A 20,057-nucleotide genomic window follows, 5' to 3' on the forward strand; every position below is an offset into this window, starting at 1 on the left:
CTCGCAAATGTCAAGCCTGTCTGCCACCCTGAAAGCGCAGCCTGCGGAGGACGGACCATGGATGCCGAACATCCGATCTGGCGGACAGCGCTGACCCGCGCAACGATGAAGACCGCCACCCCTGGGACGATCATCAGGTTCTACCGGCGTGCAGAAAACCTCACCCTCGCCCAGCTCGGCAAGATGTGCGGCTATTCGGCTTCGGCCCTGTCGCGGATGGAGCGGGGCAAGCAGCCGCTGCGTGACATCGCCGTGCTGCACTCCATCGCCACGGCCCTGTCCATTCCCCCGGAGCTGCTCGGTCTCGCGCCGGCCCCACACGGCGCTCCCGCTATTGCCTCCACACCCGGCGCCGGGGCCCCTATGGTGGATCACAGGAGTGGCGAAGGGGGCGATGATCCGGTGCGACGCCGTGAACTGCTGATCGGTCTGGGTGCCGTCACGGGCGCGGCCGCTCTCGGCGGTTCTGCCGCTGCCCGCACTCCAGGCCCCCAGATCTCCCTGCGCGGCCTCGAAGACATCCTGCTGAACGGCGCAGGGGCCGCCGACTCCCGGCCTGTCCCGATCGGACATCGAACGGACGGCGCCATGCCGTCGCAGAACTGAGTATTTCTGCAAACCACGCAGCGTCACGACAGTCACACAGAGTTACCTTGCCTCTGGTGGCGCCGACCCGAGTGGGGGCCTCGATGTGCGTGACGGCGGTCATGGCGCCGTAGGCCAGCAGGAACACGGTGCAGTGGTCGCTGAGGCGGTGGCGCGCCAGGTGGCGAGCTCAGCGCGTCAGTGCACCGGGCCGAAGGTAACCGGGTCCGGTGCGCCGGGACTGCGTACAAGGGCACGCCGGTGGTGGTTTCAGATTCCGGCCGCCGAGATGGCCGCCCATGCGATCTCCTGCTTCTCGATGTCGCTGTGCGCTCCGGCCAGGAGGGACAGGCGGCGGTTGACGACGCTGTTGGCGTCCAGGCGGTAGAAGCGGCCCGGCTGGAAGTCGTAGGCGTGTCCGCGCGGGCTGAGGGCGGCGTCGGTCACGTCGCCGCCCTGGTGCTGGTATCCGTCGAATCCGAGCGCTCCCCAGCGGAAGTTGAGCGATTCGACGGCCTGGGCGTCCTGTCCGGCGAATCTGCTGGCCGTGGGGTACCACCAGCTGAGCGCCCGGTCGAAGGTGGAGAATGTGCATACCAGCGGGCCGTCCACCCTGCCGGTGAGCGTGGATAGGGCGCCGCTGCCCGCGTTGACGGGTGCCTGTCTGGCGAAGGCGAAGTGGCTGAAGGCGGCCTGGATCAGGAACAGCGACTTGACGGGGGTCGGCGCGGGCAGGTTCAGCAGGGCGTAGGAGGCCAGGCGGGCGCCGAAGCTGTGCCCCATCAGGTGCACTCTCAGCCCGCCACCGGCCAGGTGGGCCAGGAGCGGGCCGAGGCCGTCCCGGCCGACGACTCCGGCGCGGTTCTTCATCTCGTAGTAGCTGAGGGCGCGCAGCGTCTCGCGGGCGCCGGCCCACAGCTTCTCGAACGGGTTGAACCCTTGCGCCTGCTGGGTCTGCGGCGCGAGTGAGGCCATGGAGTCGAACACCAGCCCCGGCGGGCTGGTCATCGCCCTCGCTTCGCCGGAGTCCTCCTGGCCCTGCGCGGGGGAGGTGACCAGGGCGCATGTCAGCGCGTGGAAGCGTTCCAGCTGGTCGGGGTCCTGGGGGCGGGCGTCGAGGAGCGCGCCGAGCTCCGCCAGCTCGGCTTGCCTGCCGGGGAACGCCCGTTCCATGGCCGCCGCCAGTTCCTTGCCCGACGAGGGCGGGGGTCCCGCGCCGGGAGCGGCGGCTGGGGGTGCGGCCAGGGTGTCGCCTTGTGTCATGACCGGTCCGGTCGTGGCCGGTTCGTCCTCGGGGAACAGAAGTGACGGCCACAGGATGCCGGCGAACCCCGTCGACGCCTTGCTGCCGCTCGGTAACGCGTCCGCGATCAGGGCGAACATGGATCGGTAGAGCCTTTGGGCGCTGCTCTGGGAGGTGTTCCAGCCGTGGCTGAAGACGTACAGGTCGCGGATCGGGCGGCCGTTCAGCTCGGCGGCGAGCCCGCCGTCTCTCAGCAGGGCGCCTGCCTGGTCGAATTCGACCTCCCAGTACGGCAGGCCGGAAATGTCGCCGTTCATTCGCGGCTCCTCTCTCAGATCTTGGACATGGCGCCCATGAGATCCACCAGCCCGTTCCCCTCGAAGAACCGGTCCCGGCCCAGGGAGATGGCGGTCTCGCAGAACAGTCGTTTGACGTCGTCCGGCAGCCCGATGAACTCCCGCCGCGCGGACAGGAAGGCGGCGATCGCGCCGGACACGTGCGGGGCCGCCATCGAGGTCCCGGTGTCCTCGGCGTAGCAGGCGGAGTCCTGGTCGTCTTTGAGGACGGGGATGCCCTGCCGGAACGTGCCCGACGCGCATGAGGTGATGCGTTCGCCGGGGGCTACCAGGTCGGGTTTGAGCCGCCCGTCCAGCGTCGGCCCTTTGGACGACAGGTAGGTGACCCCGAAGGTGTGCGGTTTGTCGCGGTGGGTGGCGCCGACCGAGATGGCCCGCTCGGCGTTGGCGGGGTCGGTGATGGTGGACAGCATGCCGTGCAGGTCGCCGGCGCCGCCGGCCGCCGTCCCCTGCGCGTACCCGCTGTTGCCCGCGCTGACCACTGCGACCACGCCGGTGCCGACCAGGAGGTTCAGTTCGCGGCACAGCGGGCTTTGGCCGGCCGCGTAGTCCTGGTAGTACCAGGGGCAGCCCAGGCTCAGGTTGACGCCGTGGATGCGCAGCGAACGGCCCCATGCGTTGACCCGGCGGATGTGTTCGAGCGCGGCGATGACGGCGCTGGAGGTGGTCTTGGCGACGCCGCCGGCGTTTTCCATCACTTTCAGGCTGACCAGGCGGGTGCGGGGCGCCATGCCGGTCAGGGTGCGGTTGGGGTCCAGGGTGCGTTGCTCCCAGCGCGGCAGCGGGAAGCCGTCGCCGATGGAGGGTTTGAGGTTGGCGATCAGCGGCTCGCATCCGTCGGGGAGCCGTCCGGAGATGATGCCGGCGACGTGCGAGCCGTGGCCGTTCTCGTCCCGTAGCGCGTCCTGCGGTCGGGGGGCGTCCGGGGCGGGTTCGTTGCGCACGATGTAGGTGAAGTCGCGGTGCAGTTCCTCGACGTCCGGGCCGGTGAGGATGCCGTCGGAGAAATGCGGGTGGTTTCCGTCGATGCCGGTGTCGATCACCGCCCAGACGATGCCCGTGCCGTCGGCGCCGTACGTCCGGACCGCCGCGTCCGCTTTCACTGTGCTCACCGATCGGTCGATGAGTGGCCGGATGATGTAGTCCGGCCAGATCCGGAAGATGGTGCCTCTGCGGTGCAGGTCCGCCGCCCGGTTCTCGTCGTACTTCAGGAGCCGGTGGATCTCGGCCCTGCTGAGCAGGCACCGGATATAGGCGGTGGAGACGGCGAACGGTTTCGGCCGCGGCGCATCGGGATGCTCCAGCGCCTCGGGGAGGACGCTTTCGAGGAACTCGGCCCGTACGTGGTCCGGGTCGGTGCGGGCGTGCAGGTTGAGCTCGATGAGGACCGCGATCAGCTCGTCGCCGTCGGCCTGGGTGGTGTCGACGGAGGCTTCGACGACGGACCTCGGGATGTCGTTGTCCACCAGCAGGGGGCTGACCGCCCACCGCCGCGCTCCGGAGGCCGCCTGCCCGGAGTGGGTGCCGCCGCCCGCGGTCTCCCGCGTGCTCATCGGTGTGCCGGTCGTGGGTGCATCATCGGGGGCCTCCCTTGGACGTCTACCAGCAGACGTTAGGAGCCGCCGCGTTCAGCCGCCTCCGGGTGTCACCTAGGGATTGTCCTAGTGGGCCTGCTGCGGGAGCCGCAGTTCGATGTCGGCGTGGCGGAACCGGGGCGGCAGGCCGTACTTGGCGGCGAGCGCGGCATCCTCGACCAGTGGGAAGTCCGTCACCAGGCTGTCCTTGACGCCGAAGACGGCGTCGGAGTCGAGGTAGGGCGAGCCGGCGACGAAGAGGTGCGTGGTCAGCGGCCGGTGCCCCGCCGCGCCGACGATGAAGTGGACGTGCGCGGGCCGGAACGGGTGCCGCCCGGTCGCGGCCAGCAGTTCGCCGACCGGGCCGTCGTCGGGGATGGGGTACGGGGCGGGCAGGATGGTACGGAAGGCGAACCGGCCGTGCTCGTCGCAGGTGAACAGGCCGCGCAGGTGCCCCTCGGGCACGGCGTCGGGGTTCTGCACGTCGTAGAAGCCCTGGTCGTCGGCCTGCCAGACATCCACCAGGGCGCCGCCGAGCTCCTGGCCGCCGGTCGACAGGACCTGCCCGGTGATCAGTGTCGGCTCGCCGCCCGGGGCCAGGGCGATGCTGTCGCCGAGCCGCCTCGGCGGCGAGGCGACCATATGGAACGGGCCCAGCACCGTCGACTCGGTCGCCGCGCCCTGCGTCCTGTTGCCCATCGCGTCCACCAGCATCGACAACCCCAGCACGTCCGACAGCAGGATGAACTCCTGGCGGACGTCGTCGCATATCTGCCCGGTCCTGGTCAGGAAGCCGATGGCCGCGTCCAGCTCGGCCTGGGTGAGCTCGACGTCCTTGGCGAAGGCGTGCAGGTGGCCTACCAGGCTGGTCAGGAGCCGGCGCAGCCGCGGGTCCGGCGTGTTCGCGAACGCGGCCGCGACGACCTCCTGCGAGCGTGCTTCGGAAAAGTTGGTGCTCACTCCTGCTCCTCCTCAGAACCGGGCCGGGAGCCTGCCCGGCGATGACGTGTCCCGTACGGGACCGTTGATGTGGGCCACGTCGGCCTCCATCCGGGCGGCGGCTTGCGTGAGCGCGGGCAGCACGTCGCGGAGCAGGTCGGCGGGGGTGGCGCGGCTGGCGTGGGTGGCGACGTTGACGGCCGCCACGACCCGCCCTGCGGCGTCGCGGACGGGGACGGCGATCGAGCGCACGCCTTCCTCGAGTTCCTGGTCCACCAGGGCGTAGCCGTCCGCGGCCGCCCGGCGGACGGCCGCCGCCAGCTCGGCGGTGGAGGTGATGGTGTGGCGGGACAGCGGCCGGGGGACGATCCCGGTCAGGCGTTCGGCCGGCTGGCCGGCCAGGAGTACCCGGCCCATGGAGGTCGCGTACGCGGGGAAGCGGGTGCCTACCGTGATGTTCACGCTCATGATGCTCACCGTGGGCACGCGCGCCACGTAGAGGACGTCGTCGCCGGAGAGCACGGCGACCGAGGCCGACTCGCGGACGCGCGCCACCAGGTCCGCCAGGTGCGGCTGGACGATCTCGCCCAGGGTGCGTCCCGACAGGTGGGCGTAGCCGAGTTCCAGCACCTTGGGCAGCAGCACGAACCGGCTGCCGTCGGCGGCGGCGTACCCCAGCCGTTCCAGCGTGTGGACCGCCCGCCGTACGGTGGCGCGCGGCAGGCCGGTGACCCGGGCGGCGTCGGCGAGGGTCGCCCCGCCGCGCGCTGAGCCGAGCGACACCAGCACGGCCAGGCCGCGCGCCAGCGACTGCAGGTGACCGGTCACCCTGGCCGCGTCCCCGCCGGAGCCGACCGGCTCCAGCGCCGGGGCGAGCCCGGTCAGGGCCGGCTCCATGCGCGTGACCGTCTCGCGCATCCGGGGCAGGGCGTGGGCCGCCAGGCCGGTGATGGTGTGCCTGCTGGTGTGGCTGACGACGCTCAGCGCGCAGATCGCCTTGCCGTCCGGGCCTCGTACGGGCAGCGCGACCGCGATCAGGCCCGGCTCGATGAGCTGGTCGTCCTGCGCCCACGGCGCGGCCGGGTCGAGCAGGGCCAGGCCGGCCGCGCACCGGTCGGCGGGCAGCAGGTCCCCGACCCGGAACGCGATCGACATGGTGCGCCGCCGGGCGAACTGGGCGATGAAGCGCACCCCGTCCCCGTCCTGCACGGCCAGCGACACCGACTCGTCCAGCTCCTGGGCCAGCCGTCCGGCCAGGGGAGCGAGGGCGTCCCTGAGGCCGCCGCAGGCCAGGTAGGCCTCGCCCAGCTCCATCAGGCGCGGCGCGAGCAGCACGTCGCGCCCCTCGGCCCGCAGGTAGCCGAGATGGACGAGGGTGGCCAGCGCCCGATCGACCGTGGACCTGGCCAGGCCGGTCGCGCGGACCAGGTCCGTGGCGCGGGTGCGCCGCCCGGGATGGGCGGCCAGCGCGCGCAGCACGGCCAGCCCGCGTTCCAGGGTTCCGGCCGGTTCCATCGGGTGCCTCCCCAGATCGACGGAGCCATGATCGAAGGAGCTTTGACAGGAGCGCCTTCGCGTGAACATACTCGACCATACGATAGTGAACTAAAGTTCGCTGAGCGAACACTTCGGGTGAACGGAGCGTCGTGCGGAAAGACAAGGTGGTCGCGACGGCCGGGGAGGCGCTGGCGGGCGTGCGTGACGGCGCGTCGTTCGCGGTCGGCGGCTTCGGCCTGAGCGGCATCCCGAACGTGCTGATCCAGGCCCTCTACGACACCGGCGTCACCGGCATCGGCGTGGTGTCGAACAACTGCGGCGTGGACGGAGGCGGCCTGGGCGTCCTGCTGGCCGCGGGGCGCATCGCCCGCGTGACGGCTTCCTACATCGGCGACAACAAGGAGTTCGCCCGGCAGTATCTGGCCGGTGAGCTGGAGGTCGAGCTGACCCCGCAGGGCAGCCTGGCCGAACGGCTGCGCGCGGGCGGCGCGGGCATCCCCGCCTTCTACACCCCGGCCGGGGTCGGCACGCCGATCGCCGACGGCGGGCTGCCGCTGCGCCACAACCCGGACGGCTCGATCGCGAAGGCGTCGCCGCCCAAGGAGGTACGCGAGTTCGACGGCGGTCAGTACGTGCTGGAGCATGCCATCACGACCGACTTCGCCCTGGTACGGGCGGCGAAAGGGGACCGGCACGGCAACCTGGTCTTCGCCAAGTCCGCGCGCAACTTCAACCCGCTGGCCGCGATGGCCGGGCGGATCACGATCGCCGAGGTGGAGGAGCTGACCGAGCTCGACCCCGACGAGGTGCACCTGCCGGGCGTGTTCGTCCAGCGGGTTGTGGTGCTCACCCCCGAACAGGCCGCCGACAAGGCGATCGAGAAACGCACGGTCTCTGCGCCGCCGGACGGCGGGCCCGGGGAAGGAGCCTTGTCATGAGCTGGAGCAGGGACGAGATGGTCGCGCGGGCGGCGGCCGAGCTCCGCGACGGCGACTACGTCAACCTCGGCATCGGCCTGCCCACCCGCATCCCCTCCTTTCTCCCGCCGGGCGTCGACGTGGTCCTGCATTCGGAGAACGGCATTCTCGGCGTCGGCCCCTATCCGGCCCCCGGCGCGCTCGACCCCGACCTGATCAACGCGGGCAAGGAGACGGTCACCGTGCGGGCGGGGGCGTCGTTCTTCGACTCCTCGTTGTCGTTCGGCATGATCCGCGGCGGTCACATCGACGTGGCGGTGCTGGGCGCGATGCAGGTCTCGGCCGGCGGCGACCTGGCCAACTGGATGGTCCCGGGCAAGCTGGTCAAGGGCATGGGCGGGGCGATGGACCTGGTCCACGGCGCCCGCAAGGTCATCGTGATCATGGACCACACGGCCAAGGACGGCTCGCCGAAGATCGTCCAGAGGTGTGCGCTGCCGCTCACGGGGAAGGCGTGCGTGCACCGGATCATCACCGACCTCGGCGTGCTCGACGTCACCGGCAACGGGCTGGCCCTGGTGGAGACCGCGCCCGGGGTGAGCGTGGCGGAGCTGCGCGACCGTACCGATGCGGAGGTCAAGGCATGAACACCGTCTACGTCGTGGACGCCGTACGCACGCCCTTCGGCCGTTACGGCGGTGCGCTGTCCGGCATCCGCCCCGACGACCTGGCCGCGCACGTCGTCCGATCGATCGCCGAGCGCAACGACCAGCAGGCCGTGGACGAGGTGGTGCTCGGCAACGCCAACGGCGCCGGCGAGGAGAACCGCAACGTCGCCCGCATGGCCGCGCTGCTGGCCGGGCTGCCGGTCACCACGCCGGGCGTGACGGTCAACCGGCTGTGCGGCTCGGGGATGGAGGCCGTCATCCAGGCCTACCGCGCGATCGCTCTCGGCGACGCCTCCACGGTGATCGCCGGCGGCGTGGAGTCGATGACCCGGGCGCCGTGGGTGCTGCCCAAACCCGACAGGGCGTTCCCGGCCGGCGGGCAGGAGCTGGTCTCCACCACGCTGGGGTGGCGCCTGGTCAACCCGCGGATGCCGGCCGAGCACACCGTGCCGCTCGGTGAGGGCGCCGAGCTGATCGCCGGCAAGCACGGCATCGAACGGGCCGAGCAGGACGCGTACGCGCTGGCCAGCCACCAGAAAGCGGCCAAGGCCACGTTCGAGCGGGAGATCGTCCCGGTCAAGGACGTGAGCAGGGACGAGGGCATCCGTGAGGACACCTCCCTGGAGGCGCTCGCCCGGCTCAAGCCCGCCTTCCGCAAGGGTGGCACCGTGACGGCGGGCAACTCCTCGCCGCTCAACGACGGCGCCGCGGCTCTGCTGCTGACCGACGAGGCGGGGCTGCGCGGCCGCGAGCCGCTCGCCCGGATCACCGCGAGCGCCGCCAGCGCTCTAGAGCCCCGCTACTTCGGCCTCGGCCCGGTCGAAGCCGCCACCAAGGCCCTGGCCAAGGCGGGCAAGGCGGTCGGCGATCTGGCGACCGCCGAGCTGAACGAGGCGTTCGCCGCCCAGGTGCTCGGCTGCCTGGCCGAGCTGCCCGGCCTCGACCCCGCGATCGTCAACCCGGACGGCGGGGCCATCGCGCTCGGCCACCCGCTCGGCGCCTCCGGCGCCCGCATCACCGGCACGGTCGCCCACCGGCTGGCGGCGGCCGGTTCCGGCACCGGCCTGGCTTGTCTCTGCATCGGCGTCGGCCAGGGCCTGGCCGTCGTACTCGAAAGGTAGGCGTCATGCCCCAACCCCTCACGCAGGCCGACATCGACCGCCAGATGGCCGAGCTGCACGCGGCCGGCGGCGGGGACCACCCCTCCCGCGACTACGCCCCGTACCGCAGCACCCTGCTGCGCCACCCCCGGCAGCCGCTGGTGGCGTTGAAGGACCCCGAGGCGGCCGAGCTGGCCGGGCCCGTCTTCGGCGTCACCGACGTGACCGCGCTCGACTCCGACCTGACCAGGCAGCACCTCGGCGAGCCGCTCGGCGAGCGGATCACGGTGACCGGCCGCGTGCTCGACCGCGACGGACACCCGGTACGCGGCCAGCTCGTGGAGATCTGGCAGGCCAACTCCTCCGGCCGCTACCTGCACCAGCGCGACGACCACCCCGCGCCGCTCGACCCCAACTTCTCCGGCGTCGGCCGCTGCCTGACCGACTCCGAGGGCCGCTACACCTTCACCACGATCAAGCCCGGCGCCTACCCGTGGCGCAACCACGTCAACGCCTGGCGGCCCGCGCACATCCACTTCTCCGTCTTCGGCGCCGCGTTCACCCAGCGGCTGGTCACGCAGATGTACTTCCCCGGCGACCCGCTGTTCGCCTACGACCCGATCCTGCAGTCGGTGACCGACGAGCCGGCCAGGCAGCGGCTGATCTGCGCCTATGACCACGAGCTGTCCAAGCCGGAATGGTCCCTCGGCTACCGGTGGGACATCGTGCTGGACGGCCCCGCCGCGACCTGGATGGAAGAAGGACGATGAACCCCACCCCCTCGCAGACCGTCGGCCCCTTCTACGGCTACGCGCTGCCCTTCCCCGGCGGCGGTGACCTCGCCCCCTTGACCAACGGCGGCGGGATCACCGTCCATGGGTACGTCTACGACGGCGCGGGCGAGCCGGTGCCCGACGCGCTGCTGGAGTTCTGGCAGCCCGGCCCGTCGGGAGAGCTCCGGGGTCGGCCCGGCACGCTGCGGCGCGACCCGGTCAACGGCGCGGTCCTCGGCCGGAACGGCGTGGACTTCACCGGCTTCGGCCGGGTGCCCACCGACCTCGACGGCCGCTGGACCCTGCGGACGCTCGAGCCCGGCAACGGCTACATCAGCGTCTGCGTCTTCGCCCGCGGCCTGCTCCACCACCTCTACACCCGCATCTACTTCGGCCGGGACCGCCTCCTCGACTCGCTGCCCCCCGAGCGCAGGCAGACGCTGGTACCCGAGGAGGAACGCCCGGGCGTCTACCGGTTCGACATCCACCTGCAGGGCGAGAAGGAGACCGTCTTCCTCGACTTCGGCTGACCGTTTACGAGCGGAGGAAGCCGGCCACGATCGCGGCGAACTCGGCCGCCTGATGCTCCAGCGGGATCATCCCGTCCTCGATCACCGCCCGGGCGCTGCCGGGCAGCCGCGCGGCCAGCCGGTCCAGCTCGGGAAAGGCGAACGGATCCCCGGCGGCGCCGACCAGGAGCACCGGGCAGCGGATCAGCCCGACCCGCTCCTCCATGCGGTAGCCGGCCACGGCCTCGTGCCCCCGCTCCACCCCGGGCAACACGGCCAGCGCGTCGCGAACGTAGCGGTTGAGCAGCCGCCACGGATAGTACGGCGCCCGGTTGTGCCACAGCCCGGCCAGATGGGAGCCGTCGGGCAGTTCGCGGACCGCGTCGATGGGCGGCCGCTCGCGGCGGCGGAGCCGGCCTTCGTGGTCGACCATCGGCGTGGACGACAACACCAGCCGGGACACGCGTTCTGGCGCGCTCGCCGCCACCTCGACCGCCACCACGCCGCCCGTATGGTGACCCGCCACCGCCGCCTCGGCCAGGCCGAGCGCGTCCATGAGGGCGAGCACGCCGCCGGCGTAGGCCTCGATGGAGTGGCGCGGGGGAGGGGCGGAGTTGCCGAAGCCGAGCGTGTCCATCGCGATGGCCCGGCGGGTGCGCCCCAGCAGGGGAAGGACCTCGCGGTACTCGTCCCAGGAACGCGGCGTCTGGTGCAGCAGCAGCACCGGCTCGCCCGCGCCGCACGAGGCGTAGTGGATCTGACCGAAACGGGTGTCGGCGTAGCCGAACCTGATCATGTGGAGCTCCCCAGGCCGTAGGCTGCTCGGATGGCGCCCGACCAGCGTGTCGAAACGCAGTCCCTGCTGTCACGCCATCGTCCGGCACCGGTCGCCGTCGCCGGCCGAATACCGCCCACGCGTGCGCCGAGCCCCGGCCGGGGCCCGAAAGCCCGGATCCGGCCGGCCGGGTGCCGCGCTGCGTCAGAGCCCGGCGGCCTCTTCGAGGACCTTGACGTCGATCTTCTGCATGCCCAGCATCTCCTTCATGACCTGCTGCGCCTTGGCCGGGTCAGGGTTGGACAGCAGCTCGGGCAGCGCCTTGGGGATGATCTGCCACGACAGGCCCCACCTGTCCTTCAGCCAGCCGCACTGCGACTCCTCGCCGCCCTCGGTGAGCTTGGCCCACAACTCGTCGACCTCCTCCTGCGAGGCGCAGTCCACGTACAGCGAGATCGCCTCGGTGAAGGTGAACTCCGGGCCGCCGTTCAGCGCCAGGAACCGCTGGCCCGCCAGCTCGAACGAGACCATCATCGCCGTCCCCGCCGTCCCCGCCGGCCCCGGCCCGGCCTCGCCGTAGCGCTGGACGTCGAGGATCCGCGAGTCCTCGAAGAGCGAGGTGTAGAAGGTGGCGGCCTGCTCGGCCTGGTTGTCGAACCACAGGTACGTGGTGATCTTCTGCATCGTGTTCCTCCGTGTGCGGAAGTGCCTTGTCACCAACGCGTCGAACGCGTGACGCGCACATCGACACAGCGAGGCCAATATTTCGCGACATTTCCTCGGGCGAGCCGCTTCACCTCCGGCGCGCCCGCCGAAGCGCAGCGCGAACGGGGTGAGCATGGACTCCACCTGGACGCGAAGCTGATCTTGCTGGCGCCGGTGTTGCGTTCCTCGAAGTGGATCGGCATCTCGACGATCGAGCGCCCCAGCTGCTTGCACAGATGGGCACCACGCCGGCCTGGGTGGCCAGGATCGTGCCGAGCAGGTGCGGGATGTACTCGGGACGGTGGCTCAGATCGCCGTCCATCTGCACCACGTACTCGTCACCGCGCGCGAGCGCCGCCAGCATCCCGGCGATGTGGGCGCGCCCGATGCCCTCCTTGACCTTGCGGTGGAGGACCACCATGCGATCGGGGCGGTCGTCGTTCGCGTCCTTGGCGAGGTCGTCGGCGAGTGCGCCGGTGCCGTCCGGCGAGTCGTCGTCCGCGATGATCAACCGGAGGTTGGGCAGGTCCAGCGCGAAGATCCGCTCTGCCAGCTCGCCGATGTTGCCCGCTTCGTTGTAGGTCGGTACGACGACCGCGACGCGCACGTCTCGCCACGGCGACGGCAGGGACCAGGCGCCGGCGGCTTTGTCGTTCAAAGCACTCCCCTCATGACCTGACGGCGATGGTCGATCATCCTGACACGGACGCGGGATCAGCGCGAAGCCCCCCGTGCTGACCGGCGCCGGCGGTGACCGGTGGATGCGGGCCGCGCGGGACGCGGCCGAGCGGCTCGGCGTGCAGCTCGACGCGTACCGGATCGCGCCTCGTGCCGCCGAGCCGGCCGACGACGGCGCGATGCTGGTACGGCCCGATCAGGTGATCACCTGGCGGGCCGCCACCCTACTCGGCCATGTTCTCGGTGGTCGCCGCCGAATGGCCGGCCGTCAGGTCGGCGCTGCACGCTCGCCTCGCCGACGCGGCCGCTATTTGACGTCGTCCGCGGCCCCGGGCAGGACCAGGCTCTGGACCTTGCCCGGGTAGCGGGCCAGTTGCCGGGCCTGCCCGGTGTTGACGTTCACCGCGTACGTGCGCAAGCCGTCCCGGCTCGGGTACAGGAGGGTGACCTCCGATCCGCTCCGCCACAGGGAGGTGCCGGCGACGCCGCCGCCCTTCGGCAGGCCGCGGATCGTCACCTTCCGCAGGGTACGCCCGGTCTTGGCGTCGAGAACGGCGAGCCTGCGCTTGTTGAGGTCCGCGAACTCGAAGGCGGTCACCGTGCGGCCGTCCGCGGCGAGTTCGCTGAACATGATGAACGTGCCGTCGAAGCGCACCGGCTTGCCCCCGCCGGTGACGGGCATCAGCCACAGGTCGGTCGTGCGGTACCGGACCAGCTCGGCGACGCCGTCCTTGATGCCGATCGCCTCGTACTTGCCGTTCACCGGCACCGTCTTGCCGGTACGCACGTCGATCAGCAGCCCGGGATCCTTGCTCCCCTCGCGCGGATCGAAGATCACGTAGCGGCCGTCGTCGGAGACCACGAGCATGGAGCCAGGGCCGATCCGGTCCTCCTTCACCGTGACGGGGGAGGTGACCTCGGAGCCGCTGACCAGGTCCCGGACCACGTGCGCCTGGGCCTGACGGCTGTAGTAGGCGAGCATGCGCCCGTCCCGGCTGATCGCGACGGGCGCGGGGCGCTCCTGGGTGTTCCTGACAAGCGCCTGCGGCAGCCGGTACGTCGTCCCGCCCCGGGTCACCACCCGCCACTCGACGGCGCTGCAGTCGGGCGGCAGCCGCCGCTCCGCGTCCCACTCGCAGGGCGTCTGGTACGCGTAACCGAGCGGCTCCACCTGGCCGGCCGGCAGGTCGGACACCGTCGGCGGCGTGACCGTGTGGTCCCCGCGCGGCCACGGCAGCGCGATGGCCGCGCTCGCCACGCCCACCACCGCGACCCCCGCGACGGCGGCCAGCGCCACGGCGGTACGCCGCCTGCGCCGGTGACCCGCGATCGCCACGTCGGCCAGGTTCACCAACGGGGACTCGCCGGCGATGCCGTCCAGCGCCTCACGCAGCCTCGTCATCGGGCCACCTCCTCGATCTCGGGATCGCTCAGCAGGTCCGCCAGTTCCGGCGCGAGCGTACGCAGCCGGGCCAGCGCGTGATGGGCCTGGCTCTTGACGGTGCCGGGCGAGCAGCCGAGCGCCTCGGCCGTCTGCGCCTCGGTGAGGTCCTCCCAGTAGCGCAACACGATCACCGCCCGCTGCTTGGGCGTCAGCTTGGCCAGCGCCTGGCGCAGCACGATCCGGTCGAGCGCGGCATCGTCGTAGGAGGTGCCGCGTTCCGGCGGGTCGGCGCTCGGTAACTCGGGCCGCGGCCGGCGCCTCCAGGAGATGTACTGGTTGACGAGCGCCCTGCGCGTGTACGCCTCGGGATTGCCGTCCTTGGCCAGCTTGTACCACTGGCCCGCGACCTTGACCAGGACGCTCTGCAGCAGATCCTCGGCGAGGTGGGCGTCTCCCGTGAGCAGGTACGCGGTCCGCATCAGCGCCTGCTGGCGGGCGAGCACGAACTCGCGGAAGTCGTCGTGACGATCCAATGTGATCTCCTCTCGCCCGTTCCCAACGCGACTGATCGGGCGAAAGGTTGCAGCCCTGCTGAAAGTTATCGGTCCGGCAACCGCCCCCAGGCGTCGAGGCCGTCCTCGGTCAGGACGTGGTCGAGCGCGATGGCCGCGGCCCCGTGCAGCGCGCCGTCGGCGCCGAGCGCGGCGGCGACCAGCCGCGGCGGGCCGGCGCGGCGAAAGCGCATGAGCCCGTCCGAGAGCACGGCATCGAACGGGGCGGCGGCCGCGGCTCGCAACGGCTCGGCCAGGCCGCCGAGCGTGACGACGTCGGGGTCGAGGGCGTTGATCAGACCGGCCAGGCCGGCGGCGAAGCTCCGGGCGGTGAGCACGACGGCGGAGTGGACCGCCGTGTCGTCCGCTGCCCTGGCCAGGGCCTGCTCGGCGTAGGTGCGGGGATCGGCGGGAGGGGGAGCGCCCAGGTGGCGGGCGATGGCCCGGCCGTCCACGACCAGGTCCCAGCAGCCGCGGGCGCCGCACGGGCAGCGCAGCCAGGCCTCGCCGAACGGCAGGTGGCCGAACTCCCCACCGGCGCCGGTGGCCCCGCTGACCGGGTCGCCGCCGACGACCAGCGTGCCGCCGACCCCCACCTCGATCGTGACGTGCAGGGCGGTGCGGGCCTGCGCCGCGGCGCCGTACCGGGCCTCGGCCACGCCGGACAGGGTCGCGTCGTTGCCGACCATCAGCGGCAGGCCCGGCGCGAGCGCCCCGAGGTCCACCGCGTCCCAGCCGAGGGTGGCCGCCTGCACGACCCTTCCCTCCTGTACGGTGCCCGCGACGGCCACGCCCACGGCCCGTACCCGATCGCCCAGGCGGTCGCGGACCCGGCGCACCGCCCGGGCGATCTCGCCCGTCACGCGAGCGGGTTCGCGGCTGGCGTGGCCGCCGCGGTCGACGATCTCCAGCCCGCGGTCGAGCGCCGCCACCGCGCACCGCCAGTCCTGCTGACGCAGGTCGACCGCGACGACGACCGGCCCGTACGGGTGCGGCCCGAGCACGGTGGTCGGACGGCCGCGCCCGGAGACGGCGGCCGGCCTCTCGGCCAGCAGCGCGAGCTCCCGGAGCCGGGCGATGATCTCGGTGGCGGACCCGCTGCTCAGCCCCAGCCGCTGCGCCACCGCCGCGCGCGTGACACCGGGGTCGCGGCGCATCTCGCGCAGGACGGCCAGCGCGCCGCGCCACCGCAGGTCGTGACTTGCCATCCCCAGCCCTCTCCCCTTTATGCTCGGTAGCCGAGTTTATTATCGAGGAGGCGCTTGTGCGACGACCGTTGGATCTCGCGATGCTCCAGGCGGTGCTGCTCGACATGGACGGCACCCTGGTCGACTCCGACGCCTGCGTCGAACGCGCCTGGTCGACCTGGGCCGCCCAATACGGCGTGGACGAGGCCGCGGCGCTGGCCATCGCCCACGGCAGCCCTTCACAGCTGACGGTGCGGCGGCTACTGCCGCAGCTCGGCGAGCCCGCGGTCACGCTCGCGGCCCAGCGGCAGATCGCCCTGCAGTACGACGACCTGTCCGACGTCACCGCCGCACCCGGGGCGCACGACCTGCTGGCCACCCTGGAACGCCTCGCCCTGCCCTGGGCCGTGGTCACCAGCGCCGATGACCGGCTGGCCAAGGCCCGGCTCCAGGCCGCCGGGATCGAACCCCCGATGCTGCTGACGTACGAGGACGTACGGGCGGGCAAGCCGGACCCCGAGGGATACCTGCAGGCGGCGGCCCGGCTACGCGCCGACCCGGCCGCCTGCCTGGTGGTCGAGGACTCCGAGCCGGGGCTCGCGGCGGGCCGGGCGGCCGGCATGCCCACCGCGGCGCTGCGCGGGCTGGACGGCGACCTGCGGCTGGCGCATCTCGGGCAGCTGGCCGACCTGCTACGCCGCGCCCAGCGCTGACCCTTCTTCTGCTGTGAGTGAAGAGGTTCTGCCGTGGGCGATGAGGGGGTGCCGCGGACGACGGCGGAGGGGAGGGTGGGTCGAGACGTCCTCGTGGAGGGGTGGTGGCGGCGCGATGGTGGTTCGGGAAGTGGCGGGGCCGGGGGAGTGGCTGGGGTCGGAGATCCGTGACAGTGACGCCTGGAAGGTCCCCCTCGATGAGGGGCAGCGGCAGGAGGTGCTCGGTGCCGTACGGGCGGTCGAGGCGGCGCCGGACGAGATCGACCGGGAGAGCTTCCGGCTGCCGGTGCTCGGACCCGTCCTGCGGCGGGTGCATGACCAGCTCGTGGACGGCCGCGGGTTCGCCCTGGTCCAGGGGGTGCCCGTCGGGGAGATGAGCGAGCGGCAGTGCGAGATCGCCGCGCTCGGCCTCGCCTGTCACGTCGGGGGGATCGTCCCGCAGGGTCCCGGCGGGCCACTGCTGGCGCATGTGCGGGACACGGGCGCCGATCCGTCCCAGGGCCGGACTCGCAGCTACCAGCACAGCGGACGGCTCGGCTATCACAGCGACCCCACGGACGCCGTCGCCCTGCTGTGCGTGCGCCCGGCGAAGACGGGGGGTCTCAGCGCCATCGTCAGCTCGGTGGCGGTGCACAACGAGGTCGTACGCACGCGCCCGGACCTGGCCGAGCTGCTGTACCAGCCGTGGTGGCACGACCGGCGCACCGGCGACGGCCCCGGCAGCTTCCACACCAAGCCGCTCTGCACCCGGCGCCACGGCCGGGTCTCGATCTCGTACGGGCCCGACTACCTGCGCTCGGCGCAGCGGGGCGCGCACGTGCCGCCGTTCACCCCGGCGCAGGAGGAGCTGATGGACCTCCTCGACCGGCTGACCAACGACCCCCGCTTCGCACTCACCATGGACCTGCGGGAGGGCGACATGCAGTTCCTCAACAATCATGTCGTCCTGCACAGCCGCACCGCCTACGACGACCATCCGGAGCCGGACCGCCGCCGCCACCTGCTCCGCCTCTGGCTCACCACCGGCCCAGGCCGATGACCGGACGATCGGTGGCGGCTGAGGATGTTGACGCGTCGAGCCGGCGCGCGAGACGTACAGGGTTCCAGGGGTGGTTTTCGGTACGCCAAAATCTGTAGGTGTCCGGTAATTGCCGGTTCTAGAGGGGGTGTGCGTGTCGGCGGCGTCTGCCATGAGCGGCTCGGAAACGGTGAGGGGCCTGCAGGAGAGAACGGCCCGGGCTCTTCCGGCCGAGCACATTGAGGACGTTGAAGGATGGTGGCTGCGCCATGCCCCCAGCTGCGCCTGGTGGGTGGGAACGGTGCTGCCACATGGCGCTGCCAGGCCGGGCGAACTGGTGCGCAGGGTCGTCGGGGCGGAGGAGTTCTACGCCGGTCGCGGCGCGGCCGCGCGGTTTCAGATCAGCATGGGAGCGTGTCCGGAAGGGCTCGACACAGTCCTGGCGAAGCGTGGCTACCGCCGTGAGAGCTTGATGTCGTTGCAGGTGGCATCAACCGCGCGGGTCCTGGAACAGGCGCCGGCAGGCTCGCTGCGGGTTCGAGTGGACGACCGCCCGACACGCGCGTGGTTCGAGATCTGGCACGCGGTGCATGGTCATCATGGCGGCGAGTCTCGTTCCGAGTGGGACCTGCTCGCCCGTGTGCAGCGGCCGGGTGCCTACGCCTCCGCGATGGTCGGCGAGGATGTCGTCGCGGTGGGCCGCGCGGTCGCCGACACCGGCTGGGCGGGAGTGTTCGGGATGGCCACGCTTGCCGAGGCACGCGGGAAAGGCGCGGCCCGCACCGTCCTCGCCGCGCTGGCCGGCTGGGCCGGCGCACGCGCAGCCGACCGCATGTATCTCCAGGTGGAGCGCGACAACCTCCCGGCTCTGCGGCTGTACGAGCGGACGGGTTTCCGCGAACTTTGCGGTTACCACTACCGCACCGCAGGTACCCAGGAAGGCTGACCTGCGCGGTTACGGGGTGGTGAGCGCCGCGTCGATGGCCGTGCCGTTGCGCTCCAGCCACGCCTCGCGCCGTTTGATCTGGTCGCCGACGCCCTCCTCCCACATCCGCGCCCAGCCGCCGCCCTGCTCCTCGGCGATCTGCTTCATCGAGAACCATGACCGCCGCGTCCGCAGCACGGCCACCTCGACGAGCCGGGAGCGGTCGGCGTCCGACATCCCGTAGGCGTCGGCGAGGATCCGGCAGCGGCGCGGCACGTCCACCTCCCGCAGCAGCGGGTCGGCGTCGGCCGGGTCGCCCAGCGGCGCCCAGTAGAGCATCGCGTTGAACGCCTCCTCCACCCTGGCGACCGGCTTGGCGATGTCGAAGTCGATCAGCGCGGCCGCCGCGCCGTCCCGGAACACGATGTTGTCCGGCGTGTAGTCCATGTGCCCGACCACCTCGGCCGGGTAGGGCGGGGCGGGCGGCAGGCCCGGCGGCGACGAGAACCCGAAGGTGGGCCGTACCCCCTCGGGCATGACGAAACCCGCGACGGCCTCGTCGTAGTCGCGCACGAGCCGCCCGACCGAGGCCAGCCGCTCCTCGTCGGCGATCCACCCCGGCCGCGGCCGCCCGGCGACCTCGCCGGGCACGAACGTCAGCACCTCGCGCCCGGTCGCGTCGATGCCGAGGAACCGCGGAGCGCCCGCGAACCCGACCTCCTCCAGGTGGCGCAGCAGCGCGTGCACGAGCGGGGCGTTGGGGCCGACTGGACGGCGCACGGTGTCGCCGACGCGCACGACACCCTCGGTGACGTCACCGCCGACGAGCGGGATCTCGGGATGGGACTCGGGTGGTTCGACGTACGTGAAAGAGCTCATTGTCCTCAGGCTGATAGATGTGCCGTGTGCGCGAAGTCACGATCTTACGCGAACGCCCCGCCTCACCCGTCCTGCTGGCCCTCTACCAGGGCTTGGCCGATGTTCGTGCGGCTGTAGAGGACGGACCGGCCGGCACGTTGGCGCCGGACCAGGCGAGCGTCCAGCAGGACCTTGAGGTGACGGCCCACCGAGCCCAGCCCCTGGCCGGTCAGCGCCACGAGTTGGGTCGTGCTCTTCGGGCTGTCGAGCAGGACGAGAACCCCGGCCCGGCCGCGCCCCAGCAGTCTGCCCAGGGCCTCGGGCACCGCTGGGCCGTCGGCTTCGGCCAGAGGCCCCAAGCACGGGTACACCACGGCATAGCGGTGCGGCACGTGCCAAGAGACCCATCCCGTGCGCGGGGTCACCGGCACGAACAGCAACTGAGCGCCGGACAACTCCCGGGGCGGGCGGTCGTAGGCGTTGATCTGCAGCCGGCCGTCTCCCAACCAGCGCATTCCGGGCCGCATGACGTCCAGTGCCGCGGCCCAGCCGCCCTGGCTCAGCCGCTCCGACCTGGCGACGACATCGGCCTCGAGGATCCTGCGCCGCCGCGGCCAGCCGGGCCGGATGGTCTCCTCCCACACCCACGCCAGCAGGTCAGCGGCACGTTCGGCCAGGTCGGGGCGGTCCAGCACGGCGGGAAGCGGGCCGTCCAGCGACACGGTCAGGTCCGCTTGGACGTTCTCGGCGCGAGTCGCGCGGACGCGGTGCACTTCCTCGTCGAACGTCGCCTCTCCTTCGCCGGGAGGCGTGGGGACGAGGAAGTCGGCGATCCAGCGACGCCCCAGCGCGGCCTGGACGAGCAGCGCGGTGATCGGATCAGCGGCCAGCCGGTCTCGGTAGGCGGGAAGATGAACGTCGAGCCAGGCACGCTCACCCGGATGCGCCGCCGTGCCCCTTCCCAAAGTCAGCAGGCCCGCTGTGGTCTCGGCGAGAGCGGAGACCACGAATCGGCTTCGAGCAAGCGTGTCCGCGTTGACCTGCCACCAGCCCATGGTTTCGCCCCCTTGCGAAACTCTAACAGTCGGCCGCCACGGCGAGC

The 20,057-nt window shown here is 71.9% G+C and carries 22 protein-coding genes; 10 read left to right on the top strand and 12 right to left on the bottom strand.

What is annotated here, in order from left to right:
- Nucleotides 1–57: 57 nt before the first annotated feature.
- A complete protein-coding gene (locus ACFLIM_RS41175; RefSeq protein WP_393174560.1) occupies nucleotides 58–606 on the top strand; it encodes a helix-turn-helix domain-containing protein in 549 nt (182 codons plus the stop codon).
- Between the two features lie 249 nt (nucleotides 607–855).
- Here ACFLIM_RS41175 and ACFLIM_RS41180 read toward each other — a convergent pair whose 3' ends face one another.
- The 4 genes from ACFLIM_RS41180 to ACFLIM_RS41195 all read right to left on the bottom strand — a co-directional run bounded on the left by ACFLIM_RS41180 (nucleotide 856) and on the right by ACFLIM_RS41195 (nucleotide 6,212).
- Nucleotides 856–2,145, bottom strand: a complete 1,290-nt coding sequence (locus ACFLIM_RS41180; RefSeq protein WP_393174562.1) for an alpha/beta fold hydrolase — start codon at nucleotides 2,143–2,145, stop codon at nucleotides 856–858.
- A gap of 14 nt (nucleotides 2,146–2,159) precedes the next feature.
- Entirely contained in the window at nucleotides 2,160–3,737 is a 1,578-nt protein-coding gene (locus ACFLIM_RS41185) for a S8 family peptidase (RefSeq protein WP_393174564.1), read from the bottom strand.
- Nucleotides 3,738–3,845: 108 nt separating this feature from the next.
- Complete coding sequence (locus ACFLIM_RS41190) at nucleotides 3,846–4,718, bottom strand: dioxygenase family protein (protein WP_393174566.1); 873 nt, start codon at nucleotides 4,716–4,718, stop codon at nucleotides 3,846–3,848.
- Between the two features lie 12 nt (nucleotides 4,719–4,730).
- Complete coding sequence (locus tag ACFLIM_RS41195; protein ID WP_393174568.1) at nucleotides 4,731–6,212, bottom strand: IclR family transcriptional regulator domain-containing protein; 1,482 nt, start codon at nucleotides 6,210–6,212, stop codon at nucleotides 4,731–4,733.
- Between the two features lie 131 nt (nucleotides 6,213–6,343).
- On the opposite strand from ACFLIM_RS41195, the gene ACFLIM_RS41200 reads away from it, so the two are divergent.
- From ACFLIM_RS41200 to pcaG, 5 genes are read left to right on the top strand one after another with little or no spacing between them, the layout of a single operon-like run.
- Nucleotides 6,344–7,132: a CoA transferase subunit A gene (locus ACFLIM_RS41200; RefSeq protein WP_393174570.1), complete on the top strand. Its 789-nt coding sequence runs from the start codon at nucleotides 6,344–6,346 to the stop codon at nucleotides 7,130–7,132.
- Nucleotides 7,129–7,758, top strand: coding sequence for a CoA transferase subunit B (locus tag ACFLIM_RS41205; RefSeq protein ID WP_393174572.1), 630 nt, complete (start codon nucleotides 7,129–7,131; stop codon nucleotides 7,756–7,758). The genes ACFLIM_RS41200 and ACFLIM_RS41205 overlap by 4 nt, the downstream gene beginning before the upstream one ends.
- Nucleotides 7,755–8,900: a thiolase family protein gene (locus tag ACFLIM_RS41210; RefSeq protein WP_393174574.1), complete on the top strand. Its 1,146-nt coding sequence runs from the start codon at nucleotides 7,755–7,757 to the stop codon at nucleotides 8,898–8,900. The genes ACFLIM_RS41205 and ACFLIM_RS41210 overlap by 4 nt, the downstream gene beginning before the upstream one ends.
- 5 nt (nucleotides 8,901–8,905) lie before the next feature.
- Nucleotides 8,906–9,649 carry a protocatechuate 3,4-dioxygenase subunit beta gene (gene pcaH / locus ACFLIM_RS41215; protein ID WP_393174576.1) on the top strand — a complete coding sequence of 248 codons (744 nt, stop codon included), beginning with the start codon at nucleotides 8,906–8,908 and terminating at the stop codon, nucleotides 9,647–9,649.
- On the top strand, nucleotides 9,646–10,182 hold the full coding sequence (gene pcaG, locus ACFLIM_RS41220; RefSeq protein ID WP_393174578.1) for a protocatechuate 3,4-dioxygenase subunit alpha: 537 nt from the start codon (nucleotides 9,646–9,648) through the stop codon (nucleotides 10,180–10,182). The genes pcaH and pcaG overlap by 4 nt, the downstream gene beginning before the upstream one ends.
- A gap of 4 nt (nucleotides 10,183–10,186) precedes the next feature.
- Here pcaG and ACFLIM_RS41225 read toward each other — a convergent pair whose 3' ends face one another.
- The 3 genes from ACFLIM_RS41225 to ACFLIM_RS41235 all read right to left on the bottom strand — a co-directional run bounded on the left by ACFLIM_RS41225 (nucleotide 10,187) and on the right by ACFLIM_RS41235 (nucleotide 12,299).
- Nucleotides 10,187–10,957 (bottom strand): alpha/beta fold hydrolase, encoded by a 771-nt coding sequence (locus ACFLIM_RS41225; RefSeq protein WP_393174580.1) that lies wholly within the window; start codon nucleotides 10,955–10,957, stop codon nucleotides 10,187–10,189.
- A gap of 183 nt (nucleotides 10,958–11,140) precedes the next feature.
- Entirely contained in the window at nucleotides 11,141–11,620 is a 480-nt protein-coding gene (locus tag ACFLIM_RS41230; protein ID WP_393174582.1) for a VOC family protein, read from the bottom strand.
- Nucleotides 11,621–11,729: 109 nt separating this feature from the next.
- Nucleotides 11,730–12,299: a glycosyltransferase gene (locus ACFLIM_RS41235; RefSeq protein WP_393174584.1), complete on the bottom strand. Its 570-nt coding sequence runs from the start codon at nucleotides 12,297–12,299 to the stop codon at nucleotides 11,730–11,732.
- 73 nt (nucleotides 12,300–12,372) lie between these two features.
- Here ACFLIM_RS41235 and ACFLIM_RS41240 point away from each other — a divergent pair, with 73 nt between their 5' ends.
- Nucleotides 12,373–12,684, top strand: coding sequence for an aromatic-ring hydroxylase C-terminal domain-containing protein (locus ACFLIM_RS41240; protein WP_393174586.1), 312 nt, complete (start codon nucleotides 12,373–12,375; stop codon nucleotides 12,682–12,684).
- Here ACFLIM_RS41240 and ACFLIM_RS41245 read toward each other — a convergent pair.
- The 3 genes from ACFLIM_RS41245 to ACFLIM_RS41255 all read right to left on the bottom strand — a co-directional run bounded on the left by ACFLIM_RS41245 (nucleotide 12,627) and on the right by ACFLIM_RS41255 (nucleotide 15,462).
- Entirely contained in the window at nucleotides 12,627–13,721 is a 1,095-nt protein-coding gene (locus ACFLIM_RS41245) for a hypothetical protein (protein WP_393174588.1), read from the bottom strand. The two genes, ACFLIM_RS41240 and ACFLIM_RS41245, sit on opposite strands and share 58 nt — an antisense overlap.
- On the bottom strand, nucleotides 13,718–14,236 hold the full coding sequence (locus ACFLIM_RS41250) for a SigE family RNA polymerase sigma factor (protein ID WP_393174590.1): 519 nt from the start codon (nucleotides 14,234–14,236) through the stop codon (nucleotides 13,718–13,720). The genes ACFLIM_RS41245 and ACFLIM_RS41250 overlap by 4 nt, the downstream gene beginning before the upstream one ends.
- A 65-nt stretch (nucleotides 14,237–14,301) precedes the next feature.
- Nucleotides 14,302–15,462 carry an ROK family transcriptional regulator gene (locus ACFLIM_RS41255; RefSeq protein WP_393174592.1) on the bottom strand — a complete coding sequence of 387 codons (1,161 nt, stop codon included), beginning with the start codon at nucleotides 15,460–15,462 and terminating at the stop codon, nucleotides 14,302–14,304.
- Between the two features lie 56 nt (nucleotides 15,463–15,518).
- Between ACFLIM_RS41255 and ACFLIM_RS41260 the strand changes: the two genes are divergently transcribed.
- The 3 genes from ACFLIM_RS41260 (at nucleotide 15,519) to ACFLIM_RS41270 (ending at nucleotide 18,118) form a co-directional block, all read left to right on the top strand.
- On the top strand, nucleotides 15,519–16,154 hold the full coding sequence (locus ACFLIM_RS41260) for an HAD-IA family hydrolase (protein WP_393174594.1): 636 nt from the start codon (nucleotides 15,519–15,521) through the stop codon (nucleotides 16,152–16,154).
- A gap of 115 nt (nucleotides 16,155–16,269) precedes the next feature.
- Entirely contained in the window at nucleotides 16,270–17,193 is a 924-nt protein-coding gene (locus ACFLIM_RS41265; protein WP_393174596.1) for a TauD/TfdA family dioxygenase, read from the top strand.
- A 151-nt stretch (nucleotides 17,194–17,344) separates the two neighbouring features.
- Nucleotides 17,345–18,118 carry a GNAT family N-acetyltransferase gene (locus tag ACFLIM_RS41270; RefSeq protein WP_393174598.1) on the top strand — a complete coding sequence of 258 codons (774 nt, stop codon included), beginning with the start codon at nucleotides 17,345–17,347 and terminating at the stop codon, nucleotides 18,116–18,118.
- A 9-nt stretch (nucleotides 18,119–18,127) separates the two neighbouring features.
- Here ACFLIM_RS41270 and ACFLIM_RS41275 read toward each other — a convergent pair whose 3' ends face one another.
- Nucleotides 18,128–18,976 (bottom strand): phosphotransferase, encoded by an 849-nt coding sequence (locus ACFLIM_RS41275; RefSeq protein ID WP_393174600.1) that lies wholly within the window; start codon nucleotides 18,974–18,976, stop codon nucleotides 18,128–18,130.
- A 62-nt stretch (nucleotides 18,977–19,038) separates the two neighbouring features.
- Nucleotides 19,039–20,010 (bottom strand): helix-turn-helix domain-containing protein, encoded by a 972-nt coding sequence (locus ACFLIM_RS41280; RefSeq protein WP_393174602.1) that lies wholly within the window; start codon nucleotides 20,008–20,010, stop codon nucleotides 19,039–19,041.
- Nucleotides 20,011–20,057: the final 47 nt, after the last annotated feature.

This window comes from Nonomuraea marmarensis (assembly GCF_043197025.1).
Classification (GTDB): Bacteria; Actinomycetota; Actinomycetes; order Streptosporangiales; family Streptosporangiaceae; genus Nonomuraea; species Nonomuraea marmarensis.

Excerpts from the sequence above, each read along its gene's own strand:
- ACFLIM_RS41245 (WP_393174588.1), bottom strand. The coding sequence starts at position 13,721 with ATGACGAGGCTGCGTGAGGCGCTGGACGGCATCGCCGGCGAGTCCCCG.
- ACFLIM_RS41255 (WP_393174592.1), bottom strand. The coding sequence starts at position 15,462 with ATGGCAAGTCACGACCTGCGGTGGCGCGGCGCGCTGGCCGTCCTGCGC.
- ACFLIM_RS41180 (WP_393174562.1), bottom strand. The coding sequence starts at position 2,145 with ATGAACGGCGACATTTCCGGCCTGCCGTACTGGGAGGTCGAATTCGAC.
- ACFLIM_RS41205 (WP_393174572.1), top strand. The coding sequence starts at position 7,129 with ATGAGCTGGAGCAGGGACGAGATGGTCGCGCGGGCGGCGGCCGAGCTC.
- pcaH (WP_393174576.1), top strand. The coding sequence starts at position 8,906 with ATGCCCCAACCCCTCACGCAGGCCGACATCGACCGCCAGATGGCCGAG.
- ACFLIM_RS41175 (WP_393174560.1), top strand. The coding sequence starts at position 58 with ATGGATGCCGAACATCCGATCTGGCGGACAGCGCTGACCCGCGCAACG.
- ACFLIM_RS41210 (WP_393174574.1), top strand. The coding sequence starts at position 7,755 with ATGAACACCGTCTACGTCGTGGACGCCGTACGCACGCCCTTCGGCCGT.
- ACFLIM_RS41265 (WP_393174596.1), top strand. The coding sequence starts at position 16,270 with ATGGTGGTTCGGGAAGTGGCGGGGCCGGGGGAGTGGCTGGGGTCGGAG.
- ACFLIM_RS41280 (WP_393174602.1), bottom strand. The coding sequence starts at position 20,010 with ATGGGCTGGTGGCAGGTCAACGCGGACACGCTTGCTCGAAGCCGATTC.
- ACFLIM_RS41270 (WP_393174598.1), top strand. The coding sequence starts at position 17,345 with ATGAGCGGCTCGGAAACGGTGAGGGGCCTGCAGGAGAGAACGGCCCGG.
- ACFLIM_RS41275 (WP_393174600.1), bottom strand. The coding sequence starts at position 18,976 with ATGAGCTCTTTCACGTACGTCGAACCACCCGAGTCCCATCCCGAGATC.
- ACFLIM_RS41185 (WP_393174564.1), bottom strand. The coding sequence starts at position 3,737 with ATGAGCACGCGGGAGACCGCGGGCGGCGGCACCCACTCCGGGCAGGCG.
- ACFLIM_RS41230 (WP_393174582.1), bottom strand. The coding sequence starts at position 11,620 with ATGCAGAAGATCACCACGTACCTGTGGTTCGACAACCAGGCCGAGCAG.
- ACFLIM_RS41195 (WP_393174568.1), bottom strand. The coding sequence starts at position 6,212 with ATGGAACCGGCCGGAACCCTGGAACGCGGGCTGGCCGTGCTGCGCGCG.
- ACFLIM_RS41225 (WP_393174580.1), bottom strand. The coding sequence starts at position 10,957 with ATGATCAGGTTCGGCTACGCCGACACCCGTTTCGGTCAGATCCACTAC.
- pcaG (WP_393174578.1), top strand. The coding sequence starts at position 9,646 with ATGAACCCCACCCCCTCGCAGACCGTCGGCCCCTTCTACGGCTACGCG.